The organism is Cupriavidus sp. 05L310 (assembly GCF_056398185.1).
On sequence record NZ_JBFTOX010000022.1, the window covers coordinates 92,164 to 104,620 of the forward strand.

The window sequence follows — 12,457 nt, forward strand, 5'->3', positions numbered from 1 at the left end:
GTGCGACAGGCAGGCCTGCCCAGCGCCAGGCCATGAGCACCGCCCTGGTGCCTAAAGCCGGGATAGGGCCGCAATGGCCCTGCTACTCCGGGCTTTGATCCGCTGCTGTGCTCCTTAATATGCGGGCACGTGTTCTGCGGCGCGTGATCCGTCCCGCTTGCTGACTCTCCGATTTTTCGATTTGCTGGGTGGCGGCGCCTCGTGGGTACCGCCAATTCGTCCTCATCGCCCCGAGTGCGCTCCCGCCGCCCGGGGCGTTTTTTTTTCGGCGCGGCCTGGTCGGCGCGGCGAGCCGGTATTACGGACCAGGTGGTCTACAATCATGGTTTCCACTCCTGCCGCACGATTCCATGGCACGACCGCGCGAATTCGACGAAGACGAGGTTCTTGACCTGGCGCTCCGGGCATTCTGGGAAAACGGCTACGAGGGGACTTCGCTGGCCGACCTGCTCGAAGCCACCGGCCTGACAAAGTCGAGCCTTTATGGCGCGTTCGTCAACAAGGAGACGCTCTTCAGGAAAGTTCTCGAGCGCTACCATCAGCGCTATCTGGCCTTCCGGCAGGCTGCGCTGGCCGAGCCAACGCCGCGCCGGATCGCCGAGCGATTGCTGCATGGCATGGTCGAACTGCACACTGGCGCGGGCACGCCGCACGGCTGCCTCGAGACCAATGCCGCCCTGGCTTGCTCGCCCGGCAACGAAGCCATACGGGAGGCGCTTGCGTCGAACCGCAACGCCATTTGCGACCTGCTGCGCGATCGGTTCGAAGACGTCCTGGCCAGCGGGAATGGCCAGTTGCCGAAGGGGATGACGGCCGGCGGCGCCGCGCACTACATTGCCACCATCATCCAGGGCATGGCGGTGCGGGCCAAGAGCGGCGCGACGCGAGAGGACCTGCAGGCCGTCGTAGAGGCCACATTGCTGTCCTGGCCCAAGCGCTGAACGCACGCCAGCCTTGCCTGCCGTGGCCCGCGGCAGGCTTCTCGCTGGCCGCGCTTGCGATTGCCTGGATGGCGATGCAGCGCGGCCCGGCATGCATGCTTGCCGAGGAGACCGCCTGATTACACCGGGTCCCGCCAGTGAGCGGTCTCGGCAACGAGCGCATCGATCAGTGCCGCCATGGATGGCCGCTTGAGCGCCGACTGCCGGACCAGCACGCCGATCTCGCGAAAGACCGGTTCGCCCGGCAGCGGTATTTCCACGACGTTGCGCGCTGACTTGAGCGGGACCAGTTCCGCCGGAATGATCGCGCAGCCCAGCCCCTCGCCCACCATCTGCAGGATCACCGCTGGCTCGTCCAGCTCCATGCTCTCGTCCACCCACAGCCGGTGGCGCCGGAGATAGCGGTCCACCAGCTGGCCGCCCATGGAATGCCGGTTGTAGCGGATGAATGGCAACGCCGCCAGCGCCGCCTTCAGCTCGCGCGGCAAGTCGGAGGGCGCGATGCCGACAAAGCGCTCCCGCATCAGCGGCACCCATTTGAGTTCCTGGGGAATGCCAAGCCTGGGCCTGATCAGGACGGCTACGTCAAGCTCGCGGGCATCCACCTGGGTAAGCAACTGGGTGGACATGCCGGGAACGATATTGACGTGCGCCTTGGGAAAGCCGGCGCGCAGGCGCTTCATGGCCTTGGGCAGCAGCGTGGCCTGCACGGTCGAGACGGCGCCAAGATCCAGCGGCGTGGTATCCGGGGCCGAATGCACGCGGCCCTTCATCGACTCATAGAGCTCGACAAAGCGCATGGCCTCCGGAAGCAGCTTGCGGCCCTCCTCGCTCAGTGCGACCGACTTGCCGGCCCGGTCGAACAGGGCGCATCCCAGGTCTTCCTCCAGCCGGCGGATCTGCGTGCTCACAGCGGACTGCGTGAGGGCCAGGCGCGCGCCAGTGGCGGAAAAGGACGAGGTTTCGGCGGCGACCAGGAAGGTACGGAAATAGCGGATCATCCGGTGCGGCTCATGGTCCGATCATGGTTTTATATCGAAAATTTCTATGCTGAGCACAGAAATCATTCGTTTCATATTACGACTTCTGCTGATTACAATCAATGCGGACGCACTGCCGATACCCCCAACCCACAAGAGCCCCTCCCATGAGCGCAACGCCGTTGTTCCACCTGGCTTTTCCCGTCAACGACCTGGCGGAAGCCCGCCGCTTCTACGGCGGACTCCTCGGCTGCCCGGAAGGCCGCAGTTCCGATGCCTGGATCGATTTCAATTTCTACGGCCACCAGGTCGTCGCGCACCTCGCGCCGGAAGAATGCGGCCATCGCGCAACCAGTGCCGTCGATGGCGACGAGGTGCCGGTGCGGCACTTCGGCGCGATCCTGTCCATGGAAGCGTGGGAAGCACTGGCTGACAAGCTGCGCGCCGCTGACACCCGGTTCGTGATCGAGCCGCATGTACGCTTCAAGGGACAGGTTGGCGAGCAGGCCACGATGTTCTTCCTCGATCCGTCGGGCAATGCCCTTGAGTTCAAGGCCTTCGGCGACATCAGCCAGGTCTTTGCAAAGTAACCGCCTCCTCACATACGCCCCCAGGAACCCAGACATGACTGAATTCGTCATCCAGCCCGCCGGGCAGGCGAGCGTCGCCGTGGCCGGCAGCAGCGCCCGCTTCCCCATCCGCCGCGTGTTCTGCGTTGGCCGCAACTATGCGGCGCATGCGCGCGAGATGGGCAATGACCCGGACCGCGAACCGCCGTTCTTCTTCACCAAGCCGGCCGATGCGGTGGTAGCCGCGGAAGGAACCGTGCCCTATCCGCCGCTGACGGACAACCTCCATCATGAAATCGAACTGGTGGTGGCCATCGGCAAGGGTGGCGCCAACATCAAGCCGGAGCAGGCGCTCGAACTGGTGTGGGGCTACGGCGTTGGCGTGGACCTGACGCGCCGCGACCTGCAGGACACCGCCAAGAAGATGAGCCGCCCGTGGGACTGGTCGAAGGGCTTCGACGCCTCCGCCCCGTGCGGTCCGCTACAGCCCGCTGCCAGCATCGGGCACCCCGCCCACGGCCGCGTATGGCTCAAGGTCAATGGCGAGCCCCGCCAGGAAGGCAACCTGAACGAGCAGATCTGGCCCGTGGCGGACGTCATTGCCTACGTATCGCAAAGTGTGACCCTGGCGCCGGGTGACCTGATCTTCACTGGCACGCCGGCTGGCGTCGGCGCGCTGCAGCCGGGCGATGCGGTGACCGCGGGCATCGAAGGCGTCGGCGAGATCGCTTTCCGGATCGGCAAGCGCTGAGGCGAACGCCGCAAGGCCACTCATCGTATTTCCAGGTGCATCCGGGCCCGGTTTCCTGTTCGCGCCCGGCGGATTCCCCGCCGGGCCGTTTCAGCAGCAACAAAACGCTGCGACGGATCGCGGGGATATCCATCCAGGTGCGTCAATGTCGATTTCTTTTAGTAGGACATCCTACGACGAAAACGTCTAAAGCGGCAGGCGGGCGCTATCCGCCCCCAAGCCGGAGCGCCAGCCCCGAGCCGCCGCTAAATTGATAGAGGCAGACGATCATCGCCGACACTTCCCGCCGTCTCTTGACGAAGCGCGTGTAAAGCTTATACTTCCCTCCAAGTTGTACGATAACTTATAAGTTGGCGGCACAGGGCAACCAGCGCCGGACAAACCCATGCGAGGAGAGACAATGCGCGAGAACCGGATTCGGAAAATGTGGGCGGCGGGGCACGCTGTCATCAACGGCTGGCTGTCCATCCCCAGCGGCTTCGCCGCGGAGACCATGGCCCACCAGGGCTGGGATTCACTGACGGTGGACCTGCAGCATGGCGCCGTCGACTACCGCGACGCCATCACCCTGTTCACCGCGATCTCCACCACGGACACCGTGCCCGTGGTACGGGTGCCGTGGAACGAGCCGGGCATCCTGATGAAGGTGCTCGACGCCGGCGCGTACGGTGTCATCTGTCCGATGATCAATACCCGCGAAGACGCGGAACGGTTCGTCGCCGCCACCCACTACCCGCCGCTGGGCACGCGCAGCTTCGGACCGATCCGCGGCTTGCTTTATGGCGGCGCCGACTATCCGGAACACGCCAACGAGACCATCGTCACCTTCGCGATGATCGAGACCATGCAAGGGCTCAACAACCTGGACGACATCCTCTCGGTCCAGGGGCTCGATGCCGTCTATATCGGCCCGTCCGATTTGTCGCTGGCGCTCGGTTGCAGGCCCACCTTCGACGATGTCGACCCGCCCGTTGCGGACGCCATTGCGCATGTGCTTTCGCGCGCCAAGGCCCACGGCGTAGTCGCCGGCATCCACAACGGCGCGCCGGAGGCGGCATTGCGCCGGATCGAACAGGGCTTCCAGTTTGTCACGGTGGGCTCCGATGCGCGGCTGATGGCGGCCGGCGCCAGGCAGGTGGTCACGCAGATGCGTGCCGGGCAAGCCGCCCCGGGGCAGGCATCGGGCTATTGATATCTTTGATTTGCGGTTTGCGATTTGAAACACCGGCATCGCGGCGTACGCGATGCCAGTGCCAAGCACTAACGGAGAACAAAAGTGAAGCTTGGATTTATCGGCCTTGGCATCATGGGCACCCCGATGGCGGCGAACCTCATCGCCGGCGGCCACGAAGTCAGCTTGTCCAGCCGCAGCGGCGTGCCGCAAAGCTTGCTGGACAGCGGCGGCGTGGCCTGCGGCAGCGGCAAGGAAGTGGCCGAACGGGCCGACGTGATCTTCCTGATGGTGCCGGACACGCCCCACGTGGAAGCGGCGCTGTTCAACGAGGGCGGCATTGCCGACGGACTGAGCGCCGGCAAGATCGTGGTCGACATGAGTTCGATCTCGCCTATCGCCACCAAGGCATTTGCCAAGCGTATCGACGCGCGCGGCTGCCAGTACCTGGATGCGCCGGTATCGGGCGGCGAGGTCGGCGCGCGCAATGCCACGCTGTCCATCATGGTGGGCGGGCCGGAGGCTACCTTCGAAACGGTACGGCCGCTGTTCGAACTGATGGGCAAGAACATCACGCTGGTGGGCGACAACGGCGCGGGGCAAACCGCCAAGGTCGCCAACCAGATCATCGTGGCGCTGAACATCGAGGCGGTCGCCGAAGCGCTGCTGTTCGCGTCCAAGGCGGGCGCGGACCCGGCGCGCGTGCGCCAGGCGCTGATGGGCGGCTTTGCCTCCTCCAAGGTGCTGGAAGTGCATGGCGAACGCATGATCAAGCGCACGTTCGAACCGGGTTTCCGCATCGGGCTGCACCAGAAGGACCTGAACCTTGCGCTGTCGAACGCCCGGGAGATGGGGCTGTCGCTGCCGAATACCGCCACCTGCCAGGAATTGTTCAATGCGTGCACAAGCCATGGTGGCGCGGGCTGGGATCATTCGGGGCTGGTCAGGGCGCTTGAGCTGATGGCCAACCATGAAGTCGCCCCCAAGCAAGGCTGAAGCCCCCGCAGCAACCATGCGATCCGGACCGGATTCCACGCCGACCGGATCGCAGGCATCGCGTTGCGGCAGGCGCAGGCAGCATCGGTGGTGAACGGTTGGTGCAAGGCAAAATGCGGTGCCGTGCAAATACGGAAATTTCCGAAGGGCGAGCGACCGCATACGCAGTATGCTTTTGCGAGCCCGCCACTCTCGCGTTGGAGCAGGCGGACCTCCACACTATGAGGAGCTTGCATTGCGTCCCACCGACCGAGCCGGTCCCAAGCCGATCGCCAGCGCCGGCAGTCCGACTGATCCGCCCTTCGTCTTCAGCACGCTAAGCGATCTCATCGCCGAAGTGCTCAGCCTGAGCCGTCCCGCCGAACCCGGGGATCCGCCCCGCGTAGCCGAACTGACCGCCCAGATCGATGCGCTGAACCGCAGCCTCGGCGAGCGCATGGCGAACGGCTGCGCCGAATTGCAGAGTGTCAGCGCCGGCCTGGACAGCGTGCTGCAGCTAGCGGAGTTGCAGAGCGAGAAAGCCGAAGAAGCCTATGGCTTGTACTGCCTGCTGAAGCTGCTGAAGCTGCAGCTGGATGACGCGGTGGAAGACATGCACCGGCTGCTTTGAGCGATGCATCGTACGCGCCCTTCCCGTCAGCGATCGACAATCGTGCCGAGATTGACCCGCACGCGCTGGAGCAAGCGGATCAACTGCTCCCGCTCCTGCGCGCTGAGCCCTGCCAGCGCTTCCTCGGCAACCTCATCCCCGACCCGGCGCGCCTTGTCCAGTGCCTTCTCCGCCTTGGGCGTCATGCGCACCACCCGTTCCCTGCGGTCCGCGGGGTTCGGCAGCCGTTCGATCCAGCCGCCCTCTTCCATCCGGTCCAGCAGGCGGCCAGCCGAGATCGGCGCGACTTCAAGCAAGTCGGCCAGCCGCACCTGGTTGACTTCACCGTAGTGCGACAGGTAGGCGAGCGCGCGGCATTGCGCCCTGGTGAGATCAAGGGACGACTTCGCCAGGTCGTCGAAGCGCTTGCCGCTGAGCCGGCCGACGTCCGAGACCAGGAAGCCAAAGCGTTTTTCCAGTTTCGTTTCCATGGCGCGATTGTACAAACATCTACCTCCGTGGACGCGGTACCGCCAGCGAAAACCGCCTTGCCATGCCTTGTGGCGTCCGTATAATAAGCATGCTTATCATATCCCCGTCCACCAGCCTGCCTTATCCATGTCATCCGAAGCGGTAGCAGGGCGCGTAGCGATGCCGCTCAACCGGGCCATGATCACCATCTCGATCATGGCCGCCACCCTGATCCAGACACTCGACAGCACCATCGCCAATGTGGCGCTGCCGCATATGCAAGGCAGCCTGTCGGCATCGCAGGATGAAATCACATGGGTGCTGACCTCGTACATCGTCGCTGCCGCGATCGCCACGCCGCTGACCGGCTGGCTGTCCGACCGGCTCAGTGTGAAGCGCCTGCTGGCCGTCTCGATCACGGGCTTCACCATCGCTTCCGCGTTCTGCGGGCTCTCGGACACACTCGCGCAGATCGTGGCCTCCCGGCTGCTGCAAGGCATCTTCGGGGCGTCGCTGGTACCGCTGTCGCAATCGATCCTGCTGGACATCAATCCCCGCGAAAAGCAGGGACAGGCGATGGCGGTCTGGGGAATGGGGGTGATGGTGGGCCCGATCCTCGGCCCGACGCTGGGTGGCTGGCTCACCGACAGCTATAACTGGCGATGGGTGTTCTTCATCAACGTGCCGATTGGCGCCTTCGCGCTGTTTGGCGTGCTGTCGTTCCTGCCCGCCAGGGCGGCGGAGCGGGCGGTGAAGTTCGATGCCTTCGGCTTTATCACGCTAGGCCTGGCGATCGGCGCGCTGCAGGCCATGCTGGACCGCGGCGAGCAGCTGGACTGGTTTGGCTCGCTGGAGATCCGGATCGAAGCCATCCTGGCCGGAGTGAGTTTCCTCTACTTCCTCGCGCACACCGCCACCGCCGGGCCAAAGTCGTTTTTCCGCTACCAGTTGCTGAAGGACCGCAACTTCGCCACCGGCGCCTGCTTTATCTTCGTGATCGGCGCGGTCATGTACGCCACCCGTGCGCTGCTGCCGCCGATGTTGCAGAACCTGATGGGCTATCCCGTCGCCACCACCGGACTGGTCACCGCGCCAAGCGGCGCGGGCACCATGCTTTCAATGCTGCTGGCCGGACGCCTGCTCAAGCGCATCGACGCGCGCGTGCTGCTGCTGTCGGGCTTCCTGATCTCCGCCTTCGCGCTGTGGCAGATGATGCAATATACCGTCGTGCTGTCGGTCTCCGACATCGTCTGGCCCGGCATCATCCAGGGCTTCGGGCTGGGGCTGGTGTTCGTGCCGCTCAGCGCGCTGACATTCTCCACGCTCGCCCCGGAGCTGCGCGCGGACGGCACCGCCACCTACAGCCTGATGCGCAATATCGGCAGCAGTATCGGCATCTCCGTCATCCAGACCTTGATGACGCGCAACACACAGGTTGCCCACGCCGACCTGGCTGCCAATGTGAGCGTGTACAACCCGGCCATGCAGGCGCTGCTGGCAAGCGGCTCGCGCTACGACCTGGCCATGCTCAACCAGTCGATCAACCAGCAGGCTTCGATGATCGCCTACCTCAACGATTTCAAGGTCATGTTCCTCGCGACCCTGCTGGTGGTGCCGCTGATCCTGCTGATCAGGCCCACGCACCATGCCGGCGGCGACGCGGTCGCGCATGCGGCCATGGACTGACGCACGGCTAGCCGGCCGCCCTGCCCAGCCTCTGCCGGTGGTCCAGGTACTCCGCCACGGCGCGCTGGAACACGGGCAGCTTGCCGGTGAAGAAGTGGTTGGCGCCGGGCACCACCACAACGGGCAACTCCTGCGGGCGCGCCCAGTCGAACACGGCTTGCAGCGGTACGTTGGTGTCCAGTTCGCCGTGGATGACGAAGGTATCGGCAGGCACCGCGGGGGTGTCGTAATTGCGGCCGCCGGCGGCCGGGCCTGCCGGCATGCCGGCCAGGATCAGGTGTGCGATCTGTTCGCCGTCCTCCAGCAACTGCTTTGCCACGCGCGTCTGCACATAGGCGCCGAATGAGAAGCCGGCCAGCGCCAGCGGCAGGTCCGGGTGCGCCTGCCTGAGATGCCGGACGGCCAGAAGCATGTCATCCGTCTCGCCCTGCCCTGCGTCGTGACTGCCCTGCGTACCGCCCACGCCCCGGAAGTTGGGCCGCACGGCCAGATAGCCGCGCGCCTGGAAGATCCTGGCCAGCGCCACCGGAATCTTGTGCTCGGCGCTGCCGCCAAGCAGAGGATGCGGGTGCGCGATCACCGCGATGCCGGCAGGAGGCCCTTGCGGCGAATCCGCCAGGGCCTCGATGCGGCCGGCGGCGCCATCGAACCAGATGCGATTGTCTGAGGGAGAAAGCGAAGACATAGGGTATGGGAGGTAAGGCACAGGCAGTGGCAAGGCGAGCCGGTCAGCGCTGACGCCAGGGCTGCGGCCGCGAAGCCGCATTGTAATGCCGGGGGAGCGCGCGTGACAGACGGCGGCATGGAGGAGGATTCACCCACGGCCGCCGGTGCCTATACTCGTTGCACCACATCTGCGGCCGTCCGGCACCGCTCAGGAGGACATCTCATGGCTGCCCCTGCCCCCGATCCCGCGCCAGCCGCAAAGGCGGCAAGCGTGGCGCCCCAGGTCGTGCCGGCGGGCTACCGGCAAGGCATCATCACCGCCATCACGGTATTGCTTGGCTTCTCGCTGGCGTTCTGGCGCTTCTGGGGCTTCGAGAGCCCCGGCCGCTGGAGCACCCAGGCACTGCTCGCCGCCGCCTCGCTGCTGGCCGCCGTGTGCCTGCAGATCGTTGCCCTGTTCCGCTCGCTGCGGGTGGAGGATGACCAGGTGCCGGAATACCGCAAGACGGTGCGCTGGTTCATCGCCTCGGCGGTCGTGCTGCTGATCGGATTGTTCGGCGCCATGCTTGACGCGGCCATCACGGGATGACCGCGCGCCGGCGCCAGGCAGCCCGGCCCGGCGCCAAGTAGAATGCTCCTCGTCATTCAAAAGACAGGAGACAATGCCCATGACAATCCCCGCTACGTTGGAGTGCCTTTGCGGCCAGGTCCAGCTTCGTATTAGCGGAGCGCCGGTGGCCAGGGCCAATTGCCATTGCCAGGCTTGCCGGGATTTCTATGCGACGCCGGTATTTGCCGCCACGGCCTGGGAGCCGGCGCAAGTACTGGTGGAACGCGGCGCCGAGCACCTGGCCACGTACCACCACAGAACGCGGCAACTCGAGCGCCAGTTCTGCCGGCAGTGCGGCGAGACGCTGGTCGGCACCAACCGGCTTGGCATGTCGGTCATTCCCAACAGCCTCTTCGCGCGGGCAAGTGGCGGCGCGCTGCCGGAGGCCCTGCAACCGGCCATGCACCTGTTCTACCGGCATCGCGTGGTGGACGTGGAGGATCAGTTGCCGAAGTTCCTGGACGGATGGGATGGCCCGCTGCACAAGGCAGGGTTCTGAGCCGCCCGGCAAGCTCGCTCTCACTGAGGCTGCAGATGTACGACGGGTTGGTCACGCGCGGCCCGTCGGCGTTGCAGGCTTTGCGCCGGCGGGGCGCTCCCGCGCGGGCATCGTCATGGCAGCGACGCCGGCAACCACGCACGCCAGGCCGGCCCATGCCCCGGCCGTAAGCGACTCGCCGAGAAACACGATGCCGATGGCGACGCCGATCGGCACGCGCAGATAGGCTTGCGCCGTGGTTCCCACAGGACCCAGTGTGCGCACCAGGCGAAAGTAGATGACAAAAGCCAGCGCGGTGGAAAAAACCGATAGCGCCAGCAAGGCGGCCAGCGACGACATTGACGGATGCAGCGTCCAGGGCCGGTCCATGACCAGGCTTGCCGGCACCAGCAATGCCGCCCCCACGATCATCGAACCGGCCGCGGGCGCCGCCGGCGCCAGGTCCCTGAACGAGCGGCCGTAGATGGCCGCGCCGGCATAGCAGGCGGTGGCGGCAACAATGGCGAGTTGCGGCAACAACTGTTGCCCGAGGCCGCCCAGCACGCTGGTGCCGACGATCATGCAAATGCCCGCGAGCCCGGCGATCACGCCGAACAGCTTGCGCGCCGCGATGCGTTCGTGGCGGGTGACCAGCCAGGTTCCCAGCACGGCCATCACCGGCGAGGCGGCGTTCAGGATCGTCGCCAGGCCGGCCGGAACCGACTGCTCGGCCCAGGCGATGAGCGTAAAGGGCACCACGCTGTTCAGCATGGCCTGCACGGCAAAGCGGCGCCAGGTTCCAGCATCACGCGGCGTCGGCATGCCCCTGGCGGCCATCCAGGCCACCAGCAGCGCGCCGGCGATCAGTGTTCTTGCCGCGATCAGCGTCACCGGGGGAATCGTGGCAACGCCGAGCCGGATAAAGGTGTAGGACGCGCCCCATAGCGTGGACAAGGCCAGCAGCAGCGCCAGGTCCGGCGCGGGCCCGCTGCCGTGGGCCGCGCGCGCATCCGCGGTGGGGTTGGCTGGCATGCGGTTCTCCCGGGGAAGGCATCGCAACCATTGTGGGCATGCGACGCGGGCGAACGTTTCAGCGTGTGCTGAACAATGGATTGCAAGCCATGCACCGGCGCGGTCATCGGGCAGCCCTTGGCGAAGTTACGCTATCACCACAAATCCATCCAGAGCCAGTATCAGCGAGCGCGCGGATCGCATATGCGCGGGGCGGATATCTCGCGGCTGGACCTCACTGCGCAATCGGCGGGGCTATATGCCATCTCGCGGGGCCTGTCGCACGTGTTCGCCGACGATCACGAGATGCTCGCGCACGGCATGGTGATGTATGACGCCCTTTTCGCCTGGTGCCTGCACTGCCAGGCGGAAGAACATCGCTGGTCGCCGGTCATGCCTGCCCAGGACACGCCCTGACGCGGCCTGGCCGGGCGACAATACGTTAACAACCAACCAGCCAGTGCCATACGCCCATGTCCCTGCGCACCGCCGCCCCCGCCCTGGCCTCCGCGCTGCTGTTCGGGGCAAGCACGCCACTTGCCAAAGCCCTGGCCGGATCCGTCCCGCCCTTGCTGTTGGCGGGCTTGCTTTACCTGGGCAGCGGCCTGGGTCTTGGCCTGCTGCTGGTGCTGCGGCGCATCGGGATGGGCTCCGGCAATGCCGGTACCCAGATGCCTGGCATTCCGCGCCGGGAAATGCCGTGGCTGCTGGGCGCCATCCTCGCCGGCGGCATGGCCGGGCCGGCCTTGCTGATGAGCGGCCTGGCCGGAACTAGCGCGGCGTCGGCTTCCCTGCTGCTGAACGTGGAAGGCGTGTTCACCGCGTTGATCGCCTGGGTGGTCTTCAGGGAGAATGCCAGCCGCCCGATCGTGATCGGCATGGCCGCCATCGTTGCCGGCGGCTTGCTGCTGTCCTGGCAGCCGGGCCGCCTGCCATTGTCAGCCGGCGCCTTGCTCATCATCGGTGCGTGTCTGTGCTGGGCCATCGACAATAACCTCACGCGCAAGGTGTCGAGCAACGACGCCGTGTTGATCGCCTGCATCAAGGGCCTGGCGGCCGCTCTCTGCAACACGGGGCTGGCCCTTGCCACCGGCGCCCGGTTGCCGGCGCTGCCCGCGCTGGGCGCGGCCATGGCCATCGGGTTCCTCGGGTACGGCGTCAGCCTGGCGCTCTTTGTCATCGCGTTGCGGCTGCTGGGTACCGCCCGCACGGGTGCCTATTTTTCCGTGGCGCCGCTGTTCGGCGTGGCGATTTCACTGGCCATGTGGCCCGAGCCGCCACATGTGGTGTTCTACGCGGCGGCCTTGCTGATGGCGCTGGGTGTCTGGCTGCACCTGCGCGAGCATCACGAGCACGAGCACACCCACGAGCCGCTCGAACACAGCCACACGCATCGCCACGATGCGCATCACCAGCATGAACACGACTTCCCCTGGGACGGGCGGGAGCCGCACCGGCACCTGCACCGGCATGCCCCCCTGGTCCACAGGCATCCGCACTATCCGGATATCCATCACAGGCATTCGCACTGACACCGC

General features: G+C 65.9%; 14 protein-coding genes and 1 pseudogene. 11 read left to right on the plus strand and 4 right to left on the minus strand.

The window, feature by feature from the left end; genetic code table 11:
- Positions 1–350 precede the first annotated feature (350 nt).
- Positions 351–941 carry a TetR/AcrR family transcriptional regulator gene (locus AC1DS6_RS17685; RefSeq protein ID WP_477102834.1) on the plus strand — a complete coding sequence of 197 codons (591 nt, stop codon included), beginning with the start codon at positions 351–353 and terminating at the stop codon, positions 939–941.
- Between the two features lie 119 nt (positions 942–1,060).
- On the opposite strand, the gene AC1DS6_RS17690 is transcribed toward AC1DS6_RS17685, so the two are convergent.
- Entirely contained in the window at positions 1,061–1,942 is an 882-nt protein-coding gene (locus tag AC1DS6_RS17690; RefSeq protein WP_477102835.1) for a LysR family transcriptional regulator, read from the minus strand.
- Between the two features lie 146 nt (positions 1,943–2,088).
- On the opposite strand from AC1DS6_RS17690, the gene AC1DS6_RS17695 reads away from it, so the two are divergent.
- From AC1DS6_RS17695 to AC1DS6_RS17715, 5 genes are all read left to right on the plus strand, one after another.
- Positions 2,089–2,511 (plus strand): VOC family protein, encoded by a 423-nt coding sequence (locus AC1DS6_RS17695; RefSeq protein ID WP_441633370.1) that lies wholly within the window; start codon positions 2,089–2,091, stop codon positions 2,509–2,511.
- 34 nt (positions 2,512–2,545) lie between these two features.
- The gene (locus tag AC1DS6_RS17700; RefSeq protein WP_441633368.1) at positions 2,546–3,241 is read left to right on the plus strand and encodes a fumarylacetoacetate hydrolase family protein; all 696 of its coding nucleotides are present in this window, start codon (positions 2,546–2,548) and stop codon (positions 3,239–3,241) included.
- Positions 3,242–3,641: 400 nt separating this feature from the next.
- A complete protein-coding gene (locus tag AC1DS6_RS17705) occupies positions 3,642–4,433 on the plus strand; it encodes an HpcH/HpaI aldolase family protein (protein ID WP_477102836.1) in 792 nt (263 codons plus the stop codon).
- An 84-nt stretch (positions 4,434–4,517) separates the two neighbouring features.
- Positions 4,518–5,408 (plus strand): 2-hydroxy-3-oxopropionate reductase, encoded by an 891-nt coding sequence (glxR, locus tag AC1DS6_RS17710; protein ID WP_441633364.1) that lies wholly within the window; start codon positions 4,518–4,520, stop codon positions 5,406–5,408.
- 235 nt (positions 5,409–5,643) lie between these two features.
- Positions 5,644–6,018 (plus strand): hypothetical protein, encoded by a 375-nt coding sequence (locus AC1DS6_RS17715; RefSeq protein WP_441633362.1) that lies wholly within the window; start codon positions 5,644–5,646, stop codon positions 6,016–6,018.
- Positions 6,019–6,044: 26 nt separating this feature from the next.
- On the opposite strand, the gene AC1DS6_RS17720 is transcribed toward AC1DS6_RS17715, so the two are convergent.
- Positions 6,045–6,488 (minus strand): MarR family winged helix-turn-helix transcriptional regulator, encoded by a 444-nt coding sequence (locus AC1DS6_RS17720; protein ID WP_441633360.1) that lies wholly within the window; start codon positions 6,486–6,488, stop codon positions 6,045–6,047.
- A gap of 127 nt (positions 6,489–6,615) precedes the next feature.
- On the opposite strand from AC1DS6_RS17720, the gene AC1DS6_RS17725 reads away from it, so the two are divergent.
- Positions 6,616–8,154: a DHA2 family efflux MFS transporter permease subunit gene (locus tag AC1DS6_RS17725; RefSeq protein WP_477102837.1), complete on the plus strand. Its 1,539-nt coding sequence runs from the start codon at positions 6,616–6,618 to the stop codon at positions 8,152–8,154.
- A gap of 7 nt (positions 8,155–8,161) precedes the next feature.
- On the opposite strand, the gene AC1DS6_RS17730 is transcribed toward AC1DS6_RS17725, so the two are convergent.
- Positions 8,162–8,839 carry an alpha/beta hydrolase gene (locus tag AC1DS6_RS17730; RefSeq protein ID WP_441633356.1) on the minus strand — a complete coding sequence of 226 codons (678 nt, stop codon included), beginning with the start codon at positions 8,837–8,839 and terminating at the stop codon, positions 8,162–8,164.
- A 204-nt stretch (positions 8,840–9,043) separates the two neighbouring features.
- On the opposite strand from AC1DS6_RS17730, the gene AC1DS6_RS17735 reads away from it, so the two are divergent.
- Complete coding sequence (locus tag AC1DS6_RS17735; RefSeq protein ID WP_441633354.1) at positions 9,044–9,409, plus strand: hypothetical protein; 366 nt, start codon at positions 9,044–9,046, stop codon at positions 9,407–9,409.
- Between the two features lie 79 nt (positions 9,410–9,488).
- A complete protein-coding gene (locus AC1DS6_RS17740) occupies positions 9,489–9,929 on the plus strand; it encodes a GFA family protein (RefSeq protein WP_441633352.1) in 441 nt (146 codons plus the stop codon).
- A 51-nt stretch (positions 9,930–9,980) separates the two neighbouring features.
- Here AC1DS6_RS17740 and AC1DS6_RS17745 read toward each other — a convergent pair whose 3' ends face one another.
- Positions 9,981–10,940 (minus strand): DMT family transporter, encoded by a 960-nt coding sequence (locus AC1DS6_RS17745; protein WP_477102838.1) that lies wholly within the window; start codon positions 10,938–10,940, stop codon positions 9,981–9,983.
- Positions 10,941–11,123: 183 nt separating this feature from the next.
- Here AC1DS6_RS17745 and AC1DS6_RS17750 point away from each other — a divergent pair.
- Both AC1DS6_RS17750 and AC1DS6_RS17755 read left to right on the plus strand, forming a co-directional pair.
- Positions 11,124–11,336 (plus strand): annotated as a pseudogene (locus AC1DS6_RS17750) (chromate resistance protein ChrB domain-containing protein); the annotation flags it as partial.
- Between the two features lie 56 nt (positions 11,337–11,392).
- On the plus strand, positions 11,393–12,451 hold the full coding sequence (locus AC1DS6_RS17755; RefSeq protein ID WP_477102839.1) for a DMT family transporter: 1,059 nt from the start codon (positions 11,393–11,395) through the stop codon (positions 12,449–12,451).
- Positions 12,452–12,457 lie beyond the last annotated feature (6 nt).

Bases quoted from the DNA above. Each gene is read 5' to 3' on its own strand.
- AC1DS6_RS17685 (WP_477102834.1), top strand. From the start codon at position 351: ATGGCACGACCGCGCGAATTCGACGAAGACGAGGTTCTTGACCTGGCG.
- AC1DS6_RS17725 (WP_477102837.1), top strand. From the start codon at position 6,616: ATGTCATCCGAAGCGGTAGCAGGGCGCGTAGCGATGCCGCTCAACCGG.
- AC1DS6_RS17735 (WP_441633354.1), top strand. From the start codon at position 9,044: ATGGCTGCCCCTGCCCCCGATCCCGCGCCAGCCGCAAAGGCGGCAAGC.
- AC1DS6_RS17720 (WP_441633360.1), bottom strand. From the start codon at position 6,488: ATGGAAACGAAACTGGAAAAACGCTTTGGCTTCCTGGTCTCGGACGTC.
- AC1DS6_RS17705 (WP_477102836.1), top strand. From the start codon at position 3,642: ATGCGCGAGAACCGGATTCGGAAAATGTGGGCGGCGGGGCACGCTGTC.
- AC1DS6_RS17730 (WP_441633356.1), bottom strand. From the start codon at position 8,839: ATGTCTTCGCTTTCTCCCTCAGACAATCGCATCTGGTTCGATGGCGCC.
- AC1DS6_RS17745 (WP_477102838.1), bottom strand. From the start codon at position 10,940: ATGCCAGCCAACCCCACCGCGGATGCGCGCGCGGCCCACGGCAGCGGG.
- AC1DS6_RS17695 (WP_441633370.1), top strand. From the start codon at position 2,089: ATGAGCGCAACGCCGTTGTTCCACCTGGCTTTTCCCGTCAACGACCTG.
- AC1DS6_RS17700 (WP_441633368.1), top strand. From the start codon at position 2,546: ATGACTGAATTCGTCATCCAGCCCGCCGGGCAGGCGAGCGTCGCCGTG.
- AC1DS6_RS17690 (WP_477102835.1), bottom strand. From the start codon at position 1,942: ATGATCCGCTATTTCCGTACCTTCCTGGTCGCCGCCGAAACCTCGTCC.
- AC1DS6_RS17740 (WP_441633352.1), top strand. From the start codon at position 9,489: ATGACAATCCCCGCTACGTTGGAGTGCCTTTGCGGCCAGGTCCAGCTT.
- AC1DS6_RS17755 (WP_477102839.1), top strand. From the start codon at position 11,393: ATGTCCCTGCGCACCGCCGCCCCCGCCCTGGCCTCCGCGCTGCTGTTC.